Annotated in this window: 17 protein-coding genes and 3 pseudogenes; 12 read left to right on the plus strand and 8 right to left on the minus strand. The window is 68.0% G+C overall.

Annotated features, from left to right (window positions below; translation table 11 throughout):
- Window positions 1-9 precede the first annotated feature (9 nt).
- The 3 genes from OG758_RS45840 to OG758_RS45850 all read left to right on the plus strand — a co-directional run bounded on the left by OG758_RS45840 (window position 10) and on the right by OG758_RS45850 (window position 3,544).
- Complete coding sequence (locus OG758_RS45840) at window positions 10-1,593, plus strand: glycosyltransferase family 2 protein (protein ID WP_326715348.1); 1,584 nt, start codon at window positions 10-12, stop codon at window positions 1,591-1,593.
- Window positions 1,594-1,800: 207 nt separating this feature from the next.
- Window positions 1,801-2,880 (plus strand): NDP-sugar synthase, encoded by a 1,080-nt coding sequence (locus OG758_RS45845; protein ID WP_326715349.1) that lies wholly within the window; start codon window positions 1,801-1,803, stop codon window positions 2,878-2,880.
- 466 nt (window positions 2,881-3,346) lie between these two features.
- On the plus strand, window positions 3,347-3,544 hold the full coding sequence (locus OG758_RS45850) for a hypothetical protein (RefSeq protein WP_326715350.1): 198 nt from the start codon (window positions 3,347-3,349) through the stop codon (window positions 3,542-3,544).
- A 181-nt stretch (window positions 3,545-3,725) separates the two neighbouring features.
- On the opposite strand, the gene OG758_RS45855 is transcribed toward OG758_RS45850, so the two are convergent.
- Both OG758_RS45855 and OG758_RS45860 read right to left on the minus strand, forming a co-directional pair.
- Window positions 3,726-5,405 carry a glycosyltransferase family 2 protein gene (locus OG758_RS45855; RefSeq protein ID WP_326716252.1) on the minus strand — a complete coding sequence of 560 codons (1,680 nt, stop codon included), beginning with the start codon at window positions 5,403-5,405 and terminating at the stop codon, window positions 3,726-3,728.
- Between the two features lie 59 nt (window positions 5,406-5,464).
- Window positions 5,465-7,693, minus strand: a complete 2,229-nt coding sequence (locus OG758_RS45860; protein ID WP_326715351.1) for a bifunctional glycosyltransferase/CDP-glycerol:glycerophosphate glycerophosphotransferase — start codon at window positions 7,691-7,693, stop codon at window positions 5,465-5,467.
- Between the two features lie 275 nt (window positions 7,694-7,968).
- On the opposite strand from OG758_RS45860, the gene galE reads away from it, so the two are divergent.
- Entirely contained in the window at window positions 7,969-8,958 is a 990-nt protein-coding gene (galE, locus tag OG758_RS45865; protein ID WP_326715352.1) for a UDP-glucose 4-epimerase GalE, read from the plus strand.
- Window positions 8,959-9,480: 522 nt separating this feature from the next.
- Here the strand turns inward: galE and OG758_RS45870 are convergent.
- Window positions 9,481-10,677, minus strand: coding sequence for a hypothetical protein (locus OG758_RS45870; RefSeq protein ID WP_326715353.1), 1,197 nt, complete (start codon window positions 10,675-10,677; stop codon window positions 9,481-9,483).
- 540 nt (window positions 10,678-11,217) lie between these two features.
- Here OG758_RS45870 and OG758_RS45875 point away from each other — a divergent pair.
- On the plus strand, window positions 11,218-11,415 hold the full coding sequence (locus tag OG758_RS45875; protein ID WP_326715354.1) for a hypothetical protein: 198 nt from the start codon (window positions 11,218-11,220) through the stop codon (window positions 11,413-11,415).
- A gap of 170 nt (window positions 11,416-11,585) precedes the next feature.
- Here OG758_RS45875 and OG758_RS45880 read toward each other — a convergent pair.
- A pseudogene (locus tag OG758_RS45880) lies at window positions 11,586-11,723 on the minus strand (LPFR motif small protein); the annotation flags it as partial.
- Window positions 11,724-11,946: 223 nt separating this feature from the next.
- Here OG758_RS45880 and OG758_RS49225 point away from each other — a divergent pair.
- Window positions 11,947-12,231, plus strand: a pseudogene (locus OG758_RS49225) (transposase); the annotation flags it as partial.
- 32 nt (window positions 12,232-12,263) lie between these two features.
- On the opposite strand, the gene OG758_RS45895 reads toward OG758_RS49225, so the two are convergent.
- Entirely contained in the window at window positions 12,264-14,321 is a 2,058-nt protein-coding gene (locus OG758_RS45895) for a SpoIIE family protein phosphatase (protein WP_326716253.1), read from the minus strand.
- A 444-nt stretch (window positions 14,322-14,765) separates the two neighbouring features.
- Entirely contained in the window at window positions 14,766-15,092 is a 327-nt protein-coding gene (locus OG758_RS45900; protein ID WP_326715355.1) for a hypothetical protein, read from the minus strand.
- On the opposite strand from OG758_RS45900, the pseudogene OG758_RS45905 reads away from it, so the two are divergent.
- The 6 genes and pseudogenes from OG758_RS45905 to OG758_RS45930 all read left to right on the plus strand — a co-directional run.
- Window positions 15,063-15,902: pseudogene (locus tag OG758_RS45905) on the plus strand (NADP-dependent oxidoreductase); the annotation flags it as partial. The gene OG758_RS45900 and the pseudogene OG758_RS45905 sit on opposite strands and share 30 nt — an antisense overlap.
- Before the next feature lie 225 nt (window positions 15,903-16,127).
- On the plus strand, window positions 16,128-16,334 hold the full coding sequence (locus OG758_RS45910) for a DUF6417 family protein (protein WP_326715356.1): 207 nt from the start codon (window positions 16,128-16,130) through the stop codon (window positions 16,332-16,334).
- A 136-nt stretch (window positions 16,335-16,470) separates the two neighbouring features.
- Entirely contained in the window at window positions 16,471-16,608 is a 138-nt protein-coding gene (locus OG758_RS45915; RefSeq protein WP_326715357.1) for a hypothetical protein, read from the plus strand.
- Between the two features lie 380 nt (window positions 16,609-16,988).
- Window positions 16,989-17,747 carry an IclR family transcriptional regulator gene (locus tag OG758_RS45920; RefSeq protein WP_326715358.1) on the plus strand — a complete coding sequence of 253 codons (759 nt, stop codon included), beginning with the start codon at window positions 16,989-16,991 and terminating at the stop codon, window positions 17,745-17,747.
- Window positions 17,748-17,832: 85 nt separating this feature from the next.
- Window positions 17,833-18,237, plus strand: coding sequence for an STAS domain-containing protein (locus OG758_RS45925; RefSeq protein WP_326715359.1), 405 nt, complete (start codon window positions 17,833-17,835; stop codon window positions 18,235-18,237).
- A gap of 197 nt (window positions 18,238-18,434) precedes the next feature.
- The gene (locus tag OG758_RS45930; protein ID WP_326715360.1) at window positions 18,435-18,620 is read left to right on the plus strand and encodes a hypothetical protein; all 186 of its coding nucleotides are present in this window, start codon (window positions 18,435-18,437) and stop codon (window positions 18,618-18,620) included.
- A gap of 590 nt (window positions 18,621-19,210) precedes the next feature.
- On the opposite strand, the gene OG758_RS45935 is transcribed toward OG758_RS45930, so the two are convergent.
- Both OG758_RS45935 and OG758_RS45940 read right to left on the minus strand, forming a co-directional pair.
- Window positions 19,211-20,113 (minus strand): geranyl diphosphate 2-C-methyltransferase, encoded by a 903-nt coding sequence (locus OG758_RS45935; RefSeq protein WP_326715361.1) that lies wholly within the window; start codon window positions 20,111-20,113, stop codon window positions 19,211-19,213.
- Window positions 20,114-20,118: 5 nt separating this feature from the next.
- Entirely contained in the window at window positions 20,119-21,426 is a 1,308-nt protein-coding gene (locus OG758_RS45940) for a family 2 encapsulin nanocompartment cargo protein terpene cyclase (RefSeq protein WP_326715362.1), read from the minus strand.
- Window positions 21,427-21,496 lie beyond the last annotated feature (70 nt).

Consider the following 21,496-nt stretch of genomic DNA (forward strand, 5'->3'; position numbering starts at 1 on the left):
GTCAGTGTCGTGGTGATCGTTTACAACGACGCGGAGCACGTATCCGACGCGGTGCGTTCGGCGCTCGCTCAGGGAGAGACGGTGGCCGAGGTCATCGTCGTGGACGACGCGTCGGTCGACGGGACACGGGACGCATTGCTCGTCTTCGCCGACGACGACCGGGTGCGGGTGCTGTCAAGGGAGCGCAACAGTGGAGGCTGTGGAACCCCGCGCAACGACGGCATGGCTACCGCACGTTCCGAGTACGTGATGTTCCTCGACAGCGACGACACATTCCTGCCCGGCGCCGTCGACGCGCTGCTGGCGGCCGCGGACGCTCATGACGCCGATGTCGTGGCGGGCCAGTGCCTGCGCCGTGAACTCCCCGACGGTGGGACCACGGGATGGCAGCCCCAGCTCTTCGACCGGTCCGCCGGCGCCGAACTGCCGGGGCAGGTACTCGAAGGAATAGGACAGCAGCCTGGGCTCCTGTGGGACACCCTGTCGGTGAACAAGCTCTACCGCCGGGATTTTCTCGCCGAACACAACGTCAGGTTTCCGAGTGGTGCCTTCCACTACGAGGACTTCGTCTTCACCGCCCGGCTCTACGCCGCGCAGCCGCGGCTCGCGATCGTGGACACCCCGGTCTACGTCTGGCACGTCCGCAGGCAGGCGCCGAGTCTGTCCATCTCTTTGCGCCGCGCGGTGATCTCCAACTGGGAGCACCGGGTGGCTGCCCACCGGCAGGCCGTGGAGGTTTTGCGGACAGCCGGACACCCGGATCTGGTGGCCGCCGCGCAAGGCAAGTTCCTCGACTACGACGTGGCCATGTACACAAGAGAACTGCCCCTGCGCACCAGGGAGTATCAGGAGAACTGGTGGAGGGTGACCGGCGGATACCTCAGGACCTTCGACGCCGCCGGCTACGCCGCCGCACACGTGCCCTCCCAGTGGCTCGGCCGTGTCCTGGAGGCACTGCCCGAGCCCGCGGAGATCGGCCGCCTGGTGGAGCTGGCGGCCCGGCCGCCGCGCCTGGCGCCGCCGTACAGCACCGACGGCGCCACGCCTGTGTTCGGACCGGGCCCGGCGTCCGTTCCCCTGGAAGGACTTGACCAACTGGCCCCCCGCGAACTGCCGATAGCGATCGACGGGCAGGTGACGACAGGTCGGGACACCCGGCTCACCCTGCGGGTGCATGACCTGTACGGCAGGCTTGCCCCTCTCGCCCCGCAGACCGTACGCGTCGTCTTTCGGGAACGGTCCGGGACACGTGCCGATCACATCACCGAGGTTCCCCTGGTCCCGGGCGAAGAGGGCTGGGCCGCGGAGGCACGGCTGCGCACCAGTGAACTGACCGGTCCGGCGGACCTGATGGCCTGGGGCATTACGGCCGAAGTACGGTGTGCCGGAGGCGAGGCCGTGCAGGCCGAGGTGCGCGCGTCGGGGGCCGAGCAGGCATGGCGCCGGACCGTCCTACGTCTGGGACGACCACTGTTTGTGCAGGCACATGTGACGCCGGGATCGGCCCTCAGGCTACGCGTGGCGGACAGTGCCCGTGGGCTGGGCCGCATCGCCGGCGGGCGAGCCCGCAGGCTGATCCGGCGGTTCCAGTAGCTCACGCGGTACGCGTCGCCGGCGCACGGCCACGTAGGACGAAGCTCCCGCTGCGGCAGAGCCTGCTTCCTCTGCGCCATGGGGCCCACCGGCCCACCAGCACCCCTTACGCGGCCGTCTCCGCGCTGATCAGTCATGGCGCGCATCACCGCACCTTCCGTCAACCTCCGTAGCACTCCAAAGTCTTCGCAAGACAGGTGATAATCAGTGGAAGCCATCCTCTTGGTCGGTGGGAAGGGGTCGCGCCTGTACCCCGTCACGGAACACACCCCGAAGCCGATGGTCCCGACCGCCGGAGTGCCCTTCCTCGCACACCAACTCGGCCGGGCGCGGGCCGCGGGCGTCGGCCACGTGGTGCTCGCCACCTCCTATCTGGCAGAGGTCTTCGAGCCGTACTTCGGTGACGGCGCGGACTTCGGCCTTCGCATCACGTACGTGCACGAGACTGAACCGCTTGGCACCGGCGGTGCGATCCGCAACGCCGCCACGGCGCTGAGCTGCGGCCCCGACGAGCCGGTGCTGGTCTTCAACGGTGACATCCTCACCGGGCTCGACATCGCTGCTCTGGTGGAGCACCACCGCGTCGCGCGCGCCGATGTCTCGCTCCACCTCACCCGGGTCGAGGACCCCAGTGCGTTCGGCCTGGTCCCGACCGACGCGGCCGGGCGTGTGCTGGCCTTCACCGAGAAGCCCGATCGCCCCGAGGAGATCGTCACCGACCAGGTCAACGCCGGGTGCTACGTCTTCCGTCGCTCGGTCATCGCCACCATCCCGGCCGGCCGGCCGGTCTCGGTGGAGCGGGAGACCTTTCCCGGGCTGCTCGCCTCCGGGGCGCTGCTGCACGGGGTGGTCGACCAGACGTACTGGCTCGACCTGGGCCGGCCTGCGGCGCTGATCCAGGCCTCCGCCGACCTGGTGCGCGGAGTTGTCCCCTCCCCGGCGCTGCCCGGCCGGGTGGGCGAGTACCTGATTCTGCCTGGAGCGCACGTCGACGACGGTGCCAAGCTCTTGGGCGGCACGGTGGTCGGCGAGGGGGTGCACATCGCCGCCGATGCGGTGGTCGATGGTTCGATCGTGCTCGACGGCGCACGGATCGAGGCCGGTGCGTACGTACGCTCCAGCCTGGTCGGTGCGGGAGCGCGCGTCGGTTCGCGCACCGTGCTGGAGAACGCCGTGATCGGAGACCAGGCCGAGATCGGTGGGGACAACGAACTGCTCGCCGGAGTGCGTGTGAGGGGCCGCGCGTCGATTCCGGACGGCACTATCCGCTTCTCGTCGAAGTCCTGATGGCAGCGGTCCAACCGACCGAGAGGAGAGATGGCACTGATGAGGGCGTTGGCGAGACCAGATTCCGACGATGGGGCCGCAGCCTTGCGCCGTCCTCGTCCGCTCCCCACGCTGTGGACCGCATCGCCCTCACCGTGGTGATGCCGAAGTACAACGCGGCCGAGAACCTGACGAAGAGGGCAGGGCGCTGATGGCGCTGGAGCTGCCGGGGCCGCGGCCACTGGTGGCGGACGACAACAGCCCGGACGGGACCGGAGACGTCGCCGAGGGCCGGCCGAGCGGTTCAACGAGCCGGGCCGCCCGCGGATATCGGTGCTCCTCCGCACCGCCGAGAATGGGCTCGGCCGGGCCTGGGTGATGCCGCACTCGCGGTGCGGATCCGGCGTGACCGGCGCGATCCGCTGGTGATCTTCTGCGCCCTCGGCGCGGTGGTCCACGTGGCGGGCGGTGTCACGGACCACTGGTCATGGGGCCGAGCACTGCCCGCGGTCTTCGTCCTTGTACAGATCGCGCTCGCGGTGGCGCCGCGTACGGCTCGTACCCCGTCGCCGCGGGCCACCCCGAATACTTCCTGCCGAACGAAGTGCGGCGCGCGGACCTCGCGGTCCGGCAGGTCGCAACCAGCCCCAGTGGCGAGGTCCTGCTCCGGGTCAGCGGCTCCTGAGACGTCGTACGCCCCAGCCTCTCGCATATTGCGGAGCTCGGGGGTGTTGCCGAGGGGCACGGGAGGCCGCTGTGTCCCAGCGGCGCCGACCGCTTCACACGGGTTCGACGGCGCGAAGCGGCAGGTCTTCACCGTGCCTGGGGCTGCTGCGGGTGATCACACTCGGAAGGAGACCGGCTTCTTATTTCGCCAGACCGCGGATCACACCGCGCGCTTGGCGCAGGCCGGGACCCGCGACTTTGCGCAGCGTTGGCAGGTGCGGTTCCGCCTTCGCCAGCAGTCCCGCGCGCTCCCATGTGATCTTGAGGCGGCCGCCGCCGTGGCCCTCGGGCTCGATGGTGACGTGGTGCTCGGCCATGCCGCGGCGGTGGGTGACCTTCTTGCTCAGCCGGAGAAAGTTCAGCGGGGCGAGCAGCACGCCGGTGTTCTGCTGGCGGTGCCGGGAGATGGTGAGCACCGGATGGCGCACCCCGGAGAAGCCTTGCAGCGGAAACGGGACTGCACCGAGATCGAGGGTGACGGTGCCCTCGAAGAGCCCCGGGTGGACCGGGTCGAGGCGGAAGGAGGTGCTGAGTCGTTTCCTTGCGGGCGCGAGGTGGACCGTCGCCACGACCGGGCCCATCGGCAACTGGTTTCCCGGGTCGTAGGTGCGCACGTCCAAGGTGATGCGGGATCCGGAGGCCGGCGTGACCCGGGTGATCTCGTGTCGCAGCAGGGCGTTGCGGAACGGCCGGCTACGCAGCGCCAGATCGGTGATCTCCAGCTCGCGGGCGGAATCCGGGTCGGCGGGGATAACCGAACCCCAGTAGACGCGCCCTGCGGCGTCCTCCGTGACGTCACGCGGTCCGGCCGCCCGGTCCATGCCGCGGGCCGCCAGCTGAGCCTCCTCGTACCGTCCTTCGCGCACCAGCTGGATGACGACCCGCTGATCTCGCGGCAGGCGTTGGAACGCCTCGGGGGCGAGGGTATCGAGGTACGGGGAGACCTCGTCGCTGAACTGCTTGATCCAGTCCTGCGTGCGGTACGGCAGGTCGCCGGTGTACATCCGCAGGTCGTGCCTGAGGAACTTGAAGTCCTTGTCGGCTTTGATCTCCTGGTGACCGCTGTCGACCAGGAAGTCGTCGATGAGCTTGGCGACATCGACCCGGTCGCGGACATTCTCGATGCGGTGGCGCTGGTTCGAGATGGACAGCGCGTCAGCGGCGTCGAACGGTGATATGTACCAGCGGTAGACCGGGTCCGGGACGATGGTGAAGGCGCGGGCGAGGCAGTACGCCTGCGCCGAGAACAGCTGGTCCTCGTAATGGATGCCGAGCGGGAAGCGCAGTGTGTGCTGGTCGATGAACTCCCGGCGGTACATCTTGTTGGTCGACAGGTGCTCAAACAGCACGCTGGGCTCGCGCCGGATGCCACGCACCGTGCGCTTGCGCTCGAACAGGTGCGGGTGCCAGTAGGAAAGGGCCCCGGTGTCGGTGCGGACCCGCTCGACGGCACCCATCGCGAAGTCAACCTCACTGTCGGCGCGCAGCGCCTCCAGCAGGGTCTCGCAGGCCCGCTCGGGGAGTGTGTCGTCGCTGTCGAGGAACATCAGGTACGGCGCCCTGGCGATCTCCATCGCCGCGTTGCGCGGGGCACTGCACCCACCGCTGTTCTCCGGCAGGCGGTGGTAGGTGATGCGGTCGTCCTGAGCCGCCAATGCCCGTGCCACTTCGGGGGTGTTGTCAGTGGAATGGTCGTCACTGATGATGATCTCGATGTTGCGCAGGCTCTGGCGGCGCAATGACTCCACCGCGCGCGGCAGTCGCTCGGCGTCGTTGTACCCGATCACTGTGACGGTGACGTCGGGGGCCGCCTTGGCCATGGATCCTCCGGTGGGAACTGCTCGGTGAGTGGAGTCGTGGGCGAAGTTGGTCACGGGCGTCACCTATGTGGACGGTACGGGGCGGCGGCCGCCTCGGGGGTCGGGGCAGGCACGCGCTGGTCGAGCGGAATGACCGGAGGGACGGCCTCCTGCCCGAGGAAGACGTGGCGCGCGACCCGCTCGGCGGCATTCCCGTCGTCGAACTCGCAGAACCTGCGGCGGAATTCGGCCCGCTTGGCCGCTGCGGCAGCGTCCCGCCAGCCGCCGTCCAGGAAGAACCGCTCGATATCGGCCTGGCTCAGGGCGACCGCGCCGGGGGCTTGCTCGGTGAGGTCGAAGTAGACGCCACGGGTGACGGAATAGGTCACCCAGTCGTCGGCGAACACCACGATCGGTCGGTCCAGGTTGGCGTAGTCGAACATCACCGAGGAGTAGTCGGTGATCAGCGCGTCGGACGCCAGGCACAACTCCTCGACGGAGTCGTACCCGGAGACGTCAATGATCAGTTCGCGCCGGTGCAGCTCCTGCAGCGGGGAGAGGCCGCGGTCGTAGAAGTAGTGGCCGCGCACCAGCAGGACGAAATCGTCGCCGAGGGTCTTCGCCAGCCGCTCCAGGTCGAGCCGCGGAGTCCAGGCGGCCTCGTAGTCCCGGTGCGTCGGCGCGTACAGCAGTGCCTTCTTGCCGGGCGCGATGCCGAGCCGTTCGCGGATGCCCAGCACGTCCTCGGCGGTCGCGGTGTAGTAGAGGTCGTTGCGCGGGTAGCCGTAGTCGAGCGAGGCGAACGGTACCGGGTAGGCACGCGACCAGGTCTCGGTGGAATGCCGGTTGGCGGAGACGCTGTAGTCCCAGCGGGCGCACCGCTCCAGCAACGCCTCGTAGTCCACGCCACGGGAGGTGGCCCGGTACGGGATCTGGTCGGTGCCCATCCTCTTCAGTGGCGTGCCGTGGTGGGTCTGCACATGGATCTGGCCCGGTCGCTTGATCACCGAGTCAGGGAAGTTGACGTTGTTGACCAGGTACTTGGCGCGCGCCAGCACGCTCCAGTACCTGTGCGAGCCGGGCACCACGTAGTCGAGCCCGGCCGGAACCAGCGGCACGTCGTCGCGCCGGACCACCCACACCTGGCGGATTTGCGGGGCGAGTTCGGCGAGCTTGGCGGAGATCGCGCCAGGGTTGCAGGTGACGCCGCGGTCCCAGTAGGCAGAGAAGACGGCGAGGTCTTCCTCGATCGGGTGGCGCAACTGCTCGCGGTACGCGCCCTCCTTCGCCACCTCGGCGGCCTTCTTCCTCGCCTTGGCTGCGAGGGTGCGCACACTACGGCGCTTGCGGTTGGCGAGCTGCAATGCCCGGTAGCCGGAGTAGGAGTCGCGCTCCAGCATGGCGTGGCGCACGCCGTTGAGGTTGGCGGGCCGCTGGTAGTCGGCGGGCTTGTAGCGCAGGAAGTGCGCGGAGGCGCAGTGGAAGAACTTCGCCTGGTGCCGGTCGGATGCCCCCGGCAGGGTGAGCACCTTCAGGTAGCGGCGGACCATGCCGCTGAAGACGATCCGAGCGGCCTCGGCCATCGCGGGCCCGGAGCCGAGCAGCTTCCACAGCGCCTCGTACTGCGGGAAGAGGTTGAAGTGTCCTTCCTCGCCCAGTGGTACCTCGCGCGCATTGCGGCGGACCAGCACCGCATCGGTGATCGCGATCCGTTCGGCGGCGAGCAGCGAGCCGATCGCCGGGAGCACCTCGGTGTATTCGTCCTGGCCGAACAACTCCTGGTGCGCGGCGTAGAAGTCGGCGCGCAGCACGCGATTGGCGAGCGTCGGCGTCAGGTTCAGCGTCTTCTGCTGCGTCTCGATAGTGAAGACCTCGCTGCCGGGGGCGATGAACAACCGCCCGTCGCCGCTGCCGATCGCGGAGTCGGACCAGGTCGAACGCACGTGGTCGAAGACGATCACGTCGGGCCGTCCGGTCTCGTCGGCGCGGCGGGCCAGCGCCACGAGCGCATCCGGCATGAGGGAGTCGTGTCCCTCCAGGAACAACACGTAGTCGCCGCTGACCTGCTGGGCTCCGGCGACCCGCGCGGCACCGGCCGGCAGGCGACGTGGCAGGCACACGGCCCGCACCCGCTCGTCCCGTTCGGCGTACTCGTCGATGATGGCTCTGCTGGCGTCTGTCGAGGCGTTGTCGACGACGACGACCTCGACCTCGGTGTCAGCAGCCGCCCCGTTCAGGGCGCTTTCGAGACACTCCCGGAGGTAGCCCTGCGCATCGAGGGCGGTGACGACGACGCTGAACATGGTCATGAAGTGACTTTCCCTGATGAAGACGGGACCAATACGGGTGATGTTGCGACAAACAATGAGATCTTGAATGTTCAAGTGCTGAAATCCTGCAGCCGCGTATGCCCATGGACACACCTGTGTGCCGCGCGGCGCACACCGTCCTGAACACGCTACGCAACACCCCACAAAGACCAGGTGAGAGAGAGGAAAGAAAAGGGGAAGCGAAAGGCAGGAGATCAACGAGATACGTCACGCGGCCCCGGACCACGTCGCTCCCCGTCGTTAGGGTGGCGCTCATGACGACGTGGTTGATCACAGGCGGAGCGGGCTACATCGGGGCGCACGTCGCGCGTGCCATGGCGGAAGCCGGAGAGCGGGTGGTCGTCTTCGACGACCTCTCCACCGGCATCCCCGAGCGGCTGCCGCGGGAGATACCGCTGGTGAAGGGCTCCACGCTGGACCGCGCGGCGCTTGATGCAGCGATCACGGAGCACGGCGTGACCGGTATGGTCCACCTCGCCGCGAAGAAGCAGGTGCCCGAGTCGGTCGCGCAGCCACTCTTCTACTACCGGGAGAACGTGCAGGGCCTGGAGGTCCTGCTGGGCGCCTGCGCGGCGGCGGGCGTCCAGCACTTCGTCTTCTCCTCCTCCGCGGCGGTGTACGGCATGCCGGATGTGGACCTCATCACGGAGGACACTCCCTGCGTGCCGATCAATCCGTACGGCGAGACCAAGCTCGCCGGCGAGTGGCTGGTCCGCGCGGCCGGTGCGGCGTACGGCATCAACACGGTCTGCCTGCGCTACTTCAACGTGGCCGGGGCGGCCGCGCCCGAGCTCGCCGACGTCGGCGTCTTCAACCTGGTTCCGATGGTCTTCGAAAAGTTGGACGCGGGCGAGTCACCGCGGATCTTCGGTGACGACTACGCCACCCCCGACGGCACGTGCGTACGCGACTTCATCCACGTCCAGGACATCGCCTCCGCCCACCTCGCCGCCGCGCGCCGTCTCGCCACGGACTGCACGAGCGGCTTCGCGGGGGACCTGACAGTGAACATCGGCCGCGGTGAAGGGGTCTCCGTCGCCGAAATGGTCGACCGCATCCGCGCCCACACCGGCCGCGCCGGCCTTCTCCCGAAGACGGAGCCCCGCCGCCCCGGCGACCCCGCGCGGGTCGTCGCCTCTGCCGACCTGATCGTCAAGGAACTGGGGTGGTCCGCGCGGCACGATGTCGACGAGATGATCTCCTCGGCGTGGGCGGGCTGGCGCCTCCGCCACGGTGACGCTTGACGGCCGGGCGCGTGTCGTCCGGGTCGCAACGGTGTTCTCTGTCGGTGCGGTGGGAGGGCGCACCGGGGTGCGCACCACCGGATGGGAGGGCCCGACATCGCGCGCATCGACGGCAGAGATAACGACATCTGATGCACACCCTGGGGGAGTTCGCCGCATCGTGCACAACTCATCGCACCGTGCGCGCCTGATGCGCACCTGTGCGACGCCGACTGTGGTGGTGCCACTGCCGCGCGGAGCGCTGCGGGCCGCGTACCCAGACACCTGCCCGGCCTGCTGCAAGGGCTACGGCAAGGGCGAGGTCATCACGAAGGTGAGCTTCCGTTCCCAACGGGCTGCGCGGCGACGTGTTGTGCGTGTTCGGGGTGCTCAAGGTCGCGACCGCAGAGCAGATACAGGAACACGTTGAAGATGACCTGGGGTGCGTTGCTTGTGCATGGACCAAATCCCGCAGCCAGTGCGAATCGTCCCGTCCGCAGAACAAGAAACCTCACCGTCGGCGTGCGCTTTCCTCAGGGCCTGTCAGGGTGCGGTGTCGGCGTAGAAAAGTGAGTACGCGCCGTACGCGGCAGAGACCACGGCGATAGCGGGAAGAAGCACTGCTGTGGTGCGCGGCCGCGCTCTGGCCAAAGCGATAGCGGCAGGGAGCATCAAGGGGAACGCGGGGAGAAGGAAGCGCGGTTTGCAGGCGTAGAACTTGGATCCGCCGATGGCGATGGCTACCAGCACGATCGAGTACACGAGCACGGGCAGCGGCGGGCGGTCGAGGACGAGTAGAACGAGCGCGGCCAGGCCGGCGAAAATGACGGCGGCTCCCATGTAGTAGGCGAGATGCGGGGGAGTATCCCGGTCCGTGAAGACACCTTTGAGGAACCGGAGTTCGCTCACTCCGAAATCGAAGTGGGAGCCCCAACCCTGCTGGATCTTGAAGTAACCGAGCGGGCCGCCGGAGCGACTGCCCACCCATGACAGGTACCCGAGCCAGCCAAGCGGTGCAAGGGCCGCACTCGCCCAGATACGCCAGTCGCGGCGGTCGCGTCGACTCCGCCGCAATGCAAGCCCCGCAGCGCACAGGACTGCCATGGCGACTGCGACGGCGTTGGGGCGTGTGAGCCCGGTGAGCAGAGCCAGGGCCCCTGCCCAGAGCCAACGACGGGTGAGCACAGCGTAGAGCGACCATGCGGACAGAGCAGTCATCAGTGACTCGCTGTAGGCCATGGTCTCCACAACGGCATGCGGGAGTATCCCCCACAGGAGGGCGAGGACGATGCCGGTCCTGCGACCGTGGAGGCTCTCTCCGACGGCGTAGATGCCCCAGGCGGCAGCGAATGCCGAGAGCCAGGCCGCGACGAGACCGGCAACAGTCATGTGGAGGGGAATGAGCGTGGCAAGGGTGCGCTGCAGAGCGGGATAGAGCGGGAAGAACGCCATGTCGTTATAGGTGAAACCGGGGGTCCGTCCGGCGATCGTCGTCCCGTAGCCATGCTGCGCGATGCCCGCGTACCACTTGCTGTCCCAGGAATCGCCCAGCGTGATCCACAGGGGCCTGTGCGCCCTTGAGGCAACGGCAGCCGCCACGGCGAGGCCCACCAGGCGCGCCGTCGCATAGAGCACCAGGGCCGGAGCCGCTCTGCGCAGCGCTCCGCGCACCCTGTGGGGCAGGCGCGTGACGCGTTCTTCGCCGGATAGGGGCTTGGCTACTGCGGGACCGGTAGGCACAGCTCGCTTCACCTTCGCGCCGGGACGACTAGGTGCTGGGAGAAGCGGGCCGTTCCGGCTCGGTGACCTCCCGCGCCTTGATCGTGCAGGCCTGACGCCGTCACTGCGAGCGGGGCAGGCCGACCGAGTGCCCCGCAGGCCGGGAGGAGTAATGGTTGCCCGTCGTACGCGGACAGTTGGCGAACTCGCCTCCGGCCGAGCGACCTGTCGGGGATGGTGGGCATGGGGGATTGTGGAGTCGACCGCGTCGGCACGCGTGGGCCTGGTCGAGCAGGGCGGTGAACGCTCTCTTCCTGGTGCCGTCAGCTGGCCACTCGCGCAGCCGGTTGTGAACGCCTTCCCTGCCGTGCACCGCTTTGGTCCGTTCGCGACACGGCGGGGCATCGTGACAGCCGCACAGCCGGCACATTTCTTCCCGCTGTGGGGGGAAGCTCAAACGGCTGGGAGAACGTCTCACCCGTCCGCACCACCGCGAGAGGCCGTATCAGAGGACAGGTGGTGCGATGGAAAACGGGGGTGTCGTCTACCAGGGAGCTGGTCATGCACGAGATGTGGGTCGGAGCGGACACCGCGGGCGGTGGGCTGGTGTGGCACGTAGTGGCGGCCGACACGGCCACCACGCTGTGCGGACAGCGCAGGCAGCGTGAGGGTGACGCCGGATACGACTCGACCGACCGGCACTGCCTGGAGTGCATGACAGCGCTCCAGGACATCGTGCAAGCGCCGGCGAAGGCTTGATGAGTGCTGTCGGCTTGCGTCTTGCGGAATAGCTCGGCCCGTTCGGTGTCCTTCCCCGGGTCTGCGCCCTGGATGTAGGTCCCCGGCCGGAGGCTGCGCCGCGGTCCGCGATCAAACCCTGGACTCTGCCGCGTAAGGCACGCATGTTCCGTCGGAATCTTCAGTGCCGGCCGCGTGCGCTGTCTGGCGGCCTCGCCGAAGAGGCGGGCAACGGTTCGGAAGGACAGAGTGACGACGGTGGCGATGGCGCCGCCGATGGCACGAAGGACGTCGGCGATGGCTGTGAACTGGAAGGCGCCGCGGGCCACGGCGCCTTCCAGTTCGGCGTCGTCAAGGCTGGTGTCGTTGGGACGACCAAGGCCCGCCGCCACAGCGTCACCGCACGCTCCCGTGCGCCAGCACTGGGAAGGAGAGCCGGCCTGACCCCCTTTCTCCGGGCCGAGTTGCCGCTCCACGACGGTGACCTGATGGCTCAGGGACAGGATCTCGGCGTCCTTGGCGCCGTCACTCGCCGGTAGCAGCCGCGACCCGGTCGAGGTCGCTCTCGGCAAGCACATGCTCGCCCTCCTGGTCCACCTGGGAGCCGCCTGCACCGCCGCCGACGACTTCGCCGAGGTGGTGGAAGAGGCGTTCCCTCATCAGCATCCGGACGCCGAAGTGCTGCTGAGTTTCCCCGGGCTCTGCGTCCAACTCGCCGCCTGGATCCTGGCTGAGATCGGGAACGACCACACACCCTTCGCCGACGCCCGTTGCCTGAAGGCCTCCGCCAGCTCCTCGCCTATACCTCGCGTGTCCGGAAAGAAGACCAGCATCACCGACGCTGGGTTCAATTCGGCGCCACCGAGCTGTTACCGGCCGGCTGGGGTGGTGGGCCGTGCCTCTGCGATCAGGAGGGCGACGTCGTCGTGGTCGTCGGGGTGTCTCAGTGCGTTCAGGAGCCATTGCCCGGTGGATTCAAGCGGGTGTTGCTCTTCGAGGATCTCTAGGAGCGTCTGGAGACGCTCGTCGATGGGGTGGTGGCGGGTTTCGACGAGGCCGTCGGTGTAGAGAACGAGGCGGTCGCCCGGGGCCAGGGCGAATGACGTCGTGCGGAAGTGGTCTTCGCCGACGCCGAGGGGTACGCCGGTGGGGAGGCTCAGCAGTTGCGGATGGTGCCCGCCGGGAATGAGGACGGGCGGCATGTGCCCGGCGTTGGCGATGCGGCACTCATGCCGGTGGGGGTCGTAGACGAGGTACAGGCACGTGGCGATGTAGTGCTCGAGCCCGCGTGTGATCTTGTCGAGGTGTCGGAGCACCTCGTCGGGGGCGAGGTCGAGGTCGGCGTAGGCGCACGTGGCGGTGCGCAGGCGTCCCATGGTTGCGGCCGCGTCGATGCCGTTGCCCATCACATCGCCGACCACGAGAGCGGTCCGGTCGCCGGCCAGGGGTATGACGTCGTACCAGTCGCCTCCGACCTCGCTGGACGCTTGAGCGGGCTGGTAGCACGCGTCGACCTCCAGGCCGGTCAGTTGGGGAGGGAGGCCTGGCAGCAGGCTGCGCTGGAGGCTTTCGGCGGAGTTGCGCACGCTTTCGTGCCAGCGGGCGTTGTCGATGGCGATCGCTGCCCGGGCGGCGAGTTCCCCGGCAAGGATCACGTCGGCCTCGTCGAAGGGGAGCGGGTTGCGTGCGCGCAGCAGATCGAAGGCGCCCAGGACCTCGTTGCGGGCTATCAAAGGCACTGCAAGGTAGGAGTGGACACCTGCCCGGGCGAGGGCGACTGCGGCTGCGCGGTCGCGCGCGATCCGCAGAAGATCAGCTCTGCTGGTGTGGGCCACAACGATGGGCTGTCCGGAGTGGACGCACTGAGTGACCAGTCTGTTCGCGCCGTAGGCGGCGATGTGCCCGACCTCGTCCGCGGCCGAGGTGGCCTCGGTGGGGTAGGCGGAGGCCACGGCGAGAGCGCGGAACAGCTCAGCGCCTTCATGAGTGCCTGCTGTCCGGCGGAAGGCCAGGACGGCGTCGAGGAGGTCCACTGCCGCGACATCGGCGAGATCGGAGACCGCGACCTTTGCCAGCTCCTGCGCGGTCCGCTCCACGTCCAGGCTGGTTCCCACACGTGCGGAGGCGTCGGCGATGGTGGCCAGACGGCGTCGTGCCCGGTCGGCCTCGGCGGCGGCTCGATGGCGTTCGCTGACATCGATGACCGAGATCGCCACCCCGATCACCCGCCTGCCGGGCCCGTCGATGCGGTAGTACGACACAGACCACGCATGATCGTTGTCGGGATCGATCACGGTACGGCCGACGTGGTATTGGTCGATCAACGCAGTGCCAGTAATCAATACCTGCTGCAATGCGGACTCGACGGTGTCGACGTCCAGCAGCGTGAGAACTTCCCGCGGCCGGCGGCCGATGTGGTCCGCTGCCGCGACACCATCGATACGTTCCAGCGCAGGATTGACGAAAAGGTAGCGCAGATCGGCGTCCAGGAGCGCGATGCCGACGGGGGACTGCGACACCAGATGGTCCGACAGCGCCAGCTGAGTCTCGACCTGCTGCAGCATGGACTGATCGGCGGCGATAGCCAGTGCGTACACGTCACCGCGATCGTCCAGCAGCCGCATATTCCGGAACTCCACCAGGCGGACGCTGCCGTCCTTGTGCCGGATGGGGAAGGCCCCGGCCCAGCTCGCCCCCGTGCCCATCACCTCGGCGAACAGCTTGATCACCAGTTCACGGTGCTCATCTTGGACCAGTAGGTCGGCTGCGTACCGGCCCAGAGCCTCGGCGGCGGAGTATCCGAACACCTCGCTTGCCTGAGGGCTCCAGAACACGATTCGTCCGCCATCGTCCAGGACGACCGCAGACACACTGAGTAGATCGAGGAGCTCTCCCGGAGGCACACGCCATGCATCGCGCGCCGGCATCTCGTCCCGAGGTGATTCGCCTGAGCTCATCTCGCCAGCTCCCTCTCCGATGGTCCGAGAGCTGTCATACCCATCGTGCCGCTGGGCCGACTGGTTGACGACCCAGGGGCGCGCGTGCCGGCGCCTCCGACGTAGCCGAGGCAGGCTGGGAGGGCTCAGCCCACCGGGGTTACCTGAGACCTACGAGGGCCAGGGCGGCGATGATGGCGGCTGAAGCGAGTCCTAGCAGCGCGTAACGGACTACCGGGCCGGGGTGGGGCCGCGGGGGCTGGGAGTCGAGGCTGCAGGCACACAATGCGGAGCAGCGGTCCGGGGAGTCGAGCCAGTACGCGCTGGTGAGCTGGACGTACTGGGGATGCGGCGCACCGTGCGGGTTCATGTCCACCTAACGCCGGAGGCGCCTCATGGGCCACGCCTCGGTCAACCTTGTAGTAGGCCATCCACTCATTGGGCTGATGATCGGCATACCCGCGGCGTCTCCTGGCGGGGGACGACCAAGGCATCGAGGCAAGGTCGGGGAGGACCGCTGCGCAGGGGGTCCAACAAGAACCGGCCGGACATCTTGGGATCCAGCCGTGCTGCCGTGGCCTTCCTTGAAGTGTCGATCCGTGTCTCCTGCTCGGCGAGGCCCTGGAGGTTCATCCAGCGGACCGGCAGCCGTTCCGTCTCGCGGTATACGGCGATCCCGACCACACGCTGTCGTACGGCGACGTCGAGCACCGCGCACTGCGGGCCGGGGCGGCGGTGAACGATGTCGTCGTCCAGGTTCATGTGGCGGGATTCACCCCGGGCGAGCTGTCGTGGCCCGGAACCTGGACCGATCGCCTCGGCCGGGACCGGGCGCCGTCGATCCCCGGCCACGAGCTGGCCGGAGTGGTCAGCGCGCTCGGCTACGGCACGAGGGGGCTGTCGGTAGGGCAACGAGTATTCGGACTTGCGGACTGGACCCGCGACGGCACCCTGGCGGAGTACGTGGCTGTCGAGGCGCGTATCCTCGCGCCGCTGCCGGGCGACGTCGACTTCACAGTGGGTGCCAGCCTGCCGATCTCGGGCCTGACCGCGTGGCAGGAACTGTTCGTGCACGGCCGCTTCCAGGTGGGACAGAGCGTCCTCGTGCATGGTGCGGCTGGTGGAGTCGGATCGATGGTGACGCAGCTCGCCCGTGAGGTGGGCGCCTATGTCATCGGTACCGGTCGTGCTGCCGATCGGCAGACGCCGCTCGACTTCGGCGCGCAGGAGTTCGTCGACCTCGACAACGACGCCCTGTCAGACGCCAACGGAGTCGATCTGGTTTTCGACGTTATCGGTGGAGACATCGGGAAGCGGTCCGCAGGCCTGGTCCGGGCCGGAGGAATGCTGGTGACCATCGCTGGGCCTCCCGAGGCCCAGTCGGCCGACGGCCTGGCGGTCGATTTCGTCGTCGAGGCCGATCGCGCTCAATTGAGTGAGGTCGTCCAGAGGGTACGGGACGGACGGCTGCGGACGAACATCGGCAACGTCTCGCCCCTCGACGATGCCGTCTCCGCTTTCAATCCGACCGAGCGGACCAAGGGGAAGACCATCATCCGCGTTCGTCGGTGAGGGCTCTGGGACAGGGACTGGCTGTGCCCTCCCCGCGGAGCAGTGTCAGCCACGTCGCGAGGTCAGGCGACCTGCTCGACGCCGACACGGCCGTCGGCGGCCGGCATTCGTCCCACACCCCGGGCGACTCTCACAGCCCCCTCATGCGCTGCGCCGTTGTCTGCCCTTCGGGTGGTCCGCCGCGCCCGATGTATCCCTTGAACGTTGGTACGCGTTGAAGAGAGCATGGATGCAAACGAGCACACCGCTGTCGCCGGCCTCATCCCGCCCCAGGACGACGCAGCGCGGCGTCTGGCGATTCTTACTCTCGACGAAGCCCACGACCTGCTGCGCCTGCTCCAACTCATCGCACGCGAAGGGGCGGACGAGTTGTCGCAGGAGGCGGACTGGTTCGCCCGCGAGATCGCCTCACGCATCCCGTCGGACAACTAGCGCGTAGAGGGTGCTTCACGCTTGGGGAACCTTCGGCGCTGCCATGGTTCGCTTCTCGCCGGCCCCCGCAACCCGGCCCATCGAGAGGCCGAGGGGTGGGGGAGTAGGTGCGGGCGGCTCTGGAGGGGATCTAGTGATGGGCGCCGACAACCTCGGTGGTGCCGTCGAGACCGGCGGACGCAACTATCTCGCCGCCGATCTCGACGGCGACGGGGTCACCGACCCGGTCTTGCTCAACTTCGACGACACCAGCGTCGACCGAACGGCGAGCTGATCGGCGGTGGCAGCTTGGCCACGACACGGGTATCCACCAGATGGCCACCTACACCCTGTCCTGACGTATTAGTCAGAACCCAGGGCCCCCCTGGGCCTCGCCCAGGGGGGCCCTCAGCGTGCTCGGTGACGGTGTTGAACGGGCGACCACGCGCGCCAGGCCCCCGTGGAGGGCCGGCTGATCGACCACGAGCGGAACGCGGCCTCGGCATCGCCGCGCATCGCTCACGCTGTTGGGAACCCCCTGAGGCTTGACGTCGCGGAGATGTGCCGTCCGAGTCGTCGACCCAGGCATCAAGCCACCGGGTCGGGTGGTCGAGGCAGGTAGCATGCCGCACGTCGGATTTGCCCCGCATTGTCTGAATGGAGCAATGTGGAGGCATGGGTGGCAAAGAGGGCCCCACGCTCATTGCGTCGGTGCAGCGAGCCTTCCGGTTGATGGAAGCTGTGGGCGCGCACGAAGGCGGCGTGCCGGCCAAGCAGCTCGCGCGCGAGACTGGGCTGGCTTTGGCCACGACCTACCACTTGCTGCGCACGATGGTGCACGAGGGCTACGTGCGCAAACTCGACGACAGCACGTACGTCCTGGGGGAGAAGCTGGGCGCGCTGCATGGAGGAAGCCGCGATCAGGTAGCGCTCAGCAGAGTCCGTCCGACGCTCACGGAGCTGCGGGACGGCCTGTCGGCCGCGGCTTATCTGACCTTCTACGAGGACGGCGAGATCCGGGTCGCGGAAATCGTGGACGGGCCGAAGGCGCCCCGTGTCGATCTGTGGGTCGGCTTCGAAGACGCAGGGCACGCCACGGCGCTCGGCAAGTGCGTTCTGCGTGAGCTGGACGGCGATGCCCGCGCCGACTACCTCTCCCGTCACGCGCTGAATGATCTCACCCCTCGCACCATCACTCACCGTGCCGAACTGCTACGGCGTCTCGACGCCACGCCCCATGGGTCTGCCGTCACCGATATCGAGGAGTACTCCCTGGGCACCGCGTGCGTCGCAGTGCCCATCCGCCAAGGCGACACCCTGGGAGCGCTTGGTGTCTCCCTGCGTGCCAACCGCACCGACCGTCTCGAAGGTGCTGTGTCGACGCTGGTCGCCGCAGCGGAGCGGGTGTCGTGCAGACTCTCGCTCACCATCTGAAAACCGAGTCCTTGCGACTCCGCAGCTATGGCCCGTTTCATGGATTAGTGGGATAAACCGGGCAAGGGTGCAGAGGAGCAGGGACGTGTGTGATCAGGGCGTCGTAGGACCGAATGAGTCAGTCGATTGCCACCTGACGAACGGCTGGACGGTCGTCGCAGCCAACGAAGAGATCGACATTGTCTTCGCTCCCCTCGTGCAAGCCGCAGTGATCCGGAGCCTCGCCGAGGGCCACCGCCACTTTGTTCTCGATTTGTGCAGTACCCCCTTCCTGGACTCCATGGGGCTCGGCATGATCGTCGCTGTCACCAAACGCATCAAGACCCATCACGGGTCGCTGCGGATTGCCTGCTCCAACAAGTGGCTACTGCGTGTCTTCTTTCTCGGCGGCCTGCGTCACATCTACTCGTTCCACGACTCCGTCGAGCAAGCCGTCGCGCAGCCCCCCGGTGCAGAGGGGCTTGCCGGCTGGCCCGGCAGGCGCAACTGACGGACCGCTATTTCCATGAGGCCGGCGCATGCTCGTGCCCGTCGGCCAGGCGCATCCACCCCGACGGGCCCGGGCACCGCACGCCCGGGAATTCCATAGATCTTGTGGGCACAGCAGCTCCGTTACCAGACGTCATCGGCACGGCACAGCGGGTCCGTGAGAGCAACGGGCACCTGATCGACCGCAAGGACCATCCCGTGGACCGGATCATCGTCTCCGGGGAGACCGCCGTGGTGGTCGGTGAGATGCATGCCGACATCACCGCCGGCGGAGCTCGCAAGGCCCTGGCGAACCGCTCCGTGGCCGTACGGGCGCACGACCGTGACCGCTGGCTGTTGCCGGCCTACCAGCCCACCGTCCTGTCCGAGGAGGATGTCCGATGAGCACCATCGGCCCTGCGACCGCTGTCCACCAGGAGATCACTCGGGCAGCCATCGCTTCCGGCTCTGACGGCAGAGGGGTGCATTTCCAGATCTGCAGGTGCCTGACACCGCCTCGGACGATCAGGGCGAGCGGGGAGACGATGGGCTGCCAGGGAACATCGTCGACGCGGGCACAGGGAGCACGGTTTATCAGGGCGGAGGGCGCGTCCGCGGTGACCCACAGAGGTGCGATGTTGCGAGCGCGGGCCTTGGCCGAGCAGCGGCGTACGGTGCTGGCGCTGATGGGGGAGTACCGGGCTTCCCACTCGATGCCGGCGCTGGCCACGAGCACATCAGTGGTCACCCGCCCGTCCTCGGACCGTGCTTCGGTCTCCACGTCCAGTCCGTACCGTGCTGCGGGCGATCCGCTCCTTCACCGCCTGTGCTTGCCGCACTCCTGGGGCGTGGCGACATGGGTGAGCGGCAGGTGCGCAGCGGCCCATGTCACCAGCCTGCCCCCAACACTCCACTCACGTAAGGAGATCCGAGAATCAGTCGGTAGGGAGGGCCCGTTACGTCAGGGACAGGCCCTCCCTGGCAGCAGTAGTAGGTCAGACTCGGTCGGCGGCGATGAGGAGGTACTGGAAGGAGCCGTCCTTGTAGGAGTTGATGAACGCGTCCTCAATTCCCGTGACCAGCGAAGACGTTGCCCGCAGCTCCCAGTAGGGCAGAGTGGCGGGGGTGAGGTCGACGACGGCCTGGGGCACCAGGCGATTGTCGGCCATGGCACGCAGGTACTCCCGGCGCGAGTGGATGTTGCACTCGAAGTGCGCGTTGATCTGGGAGACCCACTTCGAGGGCTGGCCGTACCGGGGGTTCCAGCAGCCGGTGATGGTCACGTAGCGACCGCCGACCTCGAGGATGCGGGAGTGTTCCGCGAAGAGGTCCTGCAGGTCGACGTACATGCTGGACTCGTTGTTCCATGAGGCCGCGGCCTGCCCGGTCTCGAAGGGCGTGGAGAGCATGTTGCAGACGCGGGCGCGTACGTGGTCCTGGATGCGGAGTTCGTGGGCGCGCCGGTTGGCGAAGTCGGCCTGCTTGGCCGACAGCGTGACACCTTCGACCTTGCATCCGAAGCGTTGGTGCGCCATCACCATCGACCCCCCGCGCCCGCAGCCGGCGTCCACCAGAGTGTCGTCACGCCCGATGTCGCCGAGGTGCCCCAGGAGGACATCGGCCTGCGCCGACTCCAGCCGGTGGAGCTCGGCGATCAACTTCTTCTCGCTCTCGCTGTCTTCGGTGTCGCCGAGTGAAGAGTGGTCGACTTCACCGATGCCGTAGTGGTGGTGGTAGAGACCGTCGACATCGCCGAGACGCAGGTTCACGGGCCTGGCCTCGCCGTCCCAGTAGCGGGCGATGTCCCCCTGGTACGGAGTCGCCGGGCCGGGGATGAGCGGAGCGGCGTCGGTGGCGGTGAGCTCGGTGCTGGTCGTGCTGGTCACAGATGAGTCCATTCTTCCTACCAGAAGTCGGGCAGGCTGTAGCGAAAGGTGTTGGTCTGGTGCCAGTGGTGGTTTCCGTCGACCCAGGCGGCCACGCCTCGCAGGAAGCGCAGCACGGTTGGGACGGGGCAATCGGCGGCCAAGGCCGCGGTGTTGCTCTCGAAGTCGTGCATGAGGTCGTTGTGGACGTCGACCGACTTCAGATAGGCGTCCCGGTCGGAGAGGCCCTCACGCGCGGCGATCACGACGGGCAGGTTCAGGTGCCGGCCGGGAGCGTCGAGTTCCTTGGTGTACGAGTACAGGTCGTTCACGATGGTCGTCGCGTTTCCCGCGAGCGCGATGACCTTCTGCATAGCGCTCTGGGCATGCAGGTCCGCCGGCAGTTCGTAGCCGCCGACGGTGTCGGTGATGGTCGGGCAGGGGCGGAAGTTGTTGAACTGGCGCATCGCCAGGTACTCCCACACCTCGGGTACGTGGTCCATCTGGGCCCAGGCGGCTTCGGCGAGGTACCCCAGGTGAAGCCGGGCCATGTCATGCCGGTATCGATCGGTCTGGGAGGCGCTGGCGGCCTGGTCGAAGTAGCTCATGGCGGAGCGGTAGGCGCGCCGAGGCGCGTCCGCATGGAGCGACTTCTCCCATGGCGCCTGGTACTCCTGCGTCGTGTACACGGGGTCGAGTGCGGTGTGTGCCAGCAGAAGACGTTCGCCGAGGCCGACGGGCGAGCCTCCGTGGTCCTCGCAGTAGCAGTCGTCCACCGCGTTCTCGGCCACCATCAGGCGTGTGGCGATCATCAGGTGGTCGATGGTGGGTGCGTCCGGATGGCAGCCGACCATGTAGCGGCCCACGGAGAAGCCGTCGAACTGCTCCTCCCAGTCCTCGGGATAGAGGGAGACCTCGTCCAGCGCCCAGGACTTGACTCTTCGGCTCACCTCTTCGACCCGCACCGGGTCGGGCTCAGCCACCTGGTGGTGGTAGAGGCCCGGGATCGGCCTGCCTCCCGCTGTAGCTGCCGACGGTTTGGAAGGCGTCGGCAGCTGCTCCCGCGGGATCAGGCGCAGGCCCGCCGTGCCCAGGCCGTTGGGGCGCAGGATCCGTTCCAGGTCGGGGATCGGTGTCGTCACCACCGCTGTCGGGGCGTCGGGCGGAGGTGATGCCGGCGCGGAAACCGCCGGCGGAGCGGGCACGGACGGCAGACAGGGTGGGCCGCCGGTGGCAGCCTTGATATCGCAGGCACGGGCTTGGGCTTCAGTGAGGACGTGCGCCCCGAAGTGGGCAGCGGTCGCCGGCAGGCTCGACTGCGGAGGTGTCGGCTCAGGCGCGGGCATCGATGGCTCCTTCGTGGGGTGGGCGGTTGTCCCGGGGCCTTTCGGGGATGGGTGACCGACTCGGACGGTC

Source organism: Streptomyces sp. NBC_01474 (genome assembly GCF_035918215.1).
Lineage (GTDB): Bacteria > Actinomycetota > Actinomycetes > Streptomycetales > Streptomycetaceae > Streptomyces > Streptomyces aureus.

Bases quoted from the DNA above. Each gene is read 5' to 3' on its own strand.
- OG758_RS45850 (WP_326715350.1), top strand. From the start codon at position 3,347: ATGGGGCCGAGCACTGCCCGCGGTCTTCGTCCTTGTACAGATCGCGCT.
- OG758_RS45855 (WP_326716252.1), bottom strand. From the start codon at position 5,405: ATGGCCAAGGCGGCCCCCGACGTCACCGTCACAGTGATCGGGTACAAC.
- OG758_RS45860 (WP_326715351.1), bottom strand. From the start codon at position 7,693: ATGACCATGTTCAGCGTCGTCGTCACCGCCCTCGATGCGCAGGGCTAC.
- galE (WP_326715352.1), top strand. From the start codon at position 7,969: ATGACGACGTGGTTGATCACAGGCGGAGCGGGCTACATCGGGGCGCAC.
- OG758_RS45875 (WP_326715354.1), top strand. From the start codon at position 11,218: ATGCACGAGATGTGGGTCGGAGCGGACACCGCGGGCGGTGGGCTGGTG.
- OG758_RS45895 (WP_326716253.1), bottom strand. From the start codon at position 14,321: ATGCCGGCGCGCGATGCATGGCGTGTGCCTCCGGGAGAGCTCCTCGAT.
- OG758_RS45900 (WP_326715355.1), bottom strand. From the start codon at position 15,092: ATGAACCTGGACGACGACATCGTTCACCGCCGCCCCGGCCCGCAGTGC.
- OG758_RS45910 (WP_326715356.1), top strand. From the start codon at position 16,128: ATGGATGCAAACGAGCACACCGCTGTCGCCGGCCTCATCCCGCCCCAG.
- OG758_RS45915 (WP_326715357.1), top strand. From the start codon at position 16,471: ATGGGCGCCGACAACCTCGGTGGTGCCGTCGAGACCGGCGGACGCAAC.
- OG758_RS45920 (WP_326715358.1), top strand. From the start codon at position 16,989: ATGGGTGGCAAAGAGGGCCCCACGCTCATTGCGTCGGTGCAGCGAGCC.
- OG758_RS45935 (WP_326715361.1), bottom strand. From the start codon at position 20,113: ATGGACTCATCTGTGACCAGCACGACCAGCACCGAGCTCACCGCCACC.
- OG758_RS45940 (WP_326715362.1), bottom strand. From the start codon at position 21,426: ATGCCCGCGCCTGAGCCGACACCTCCGCAGTCGAGCCTGCCGGCGACC.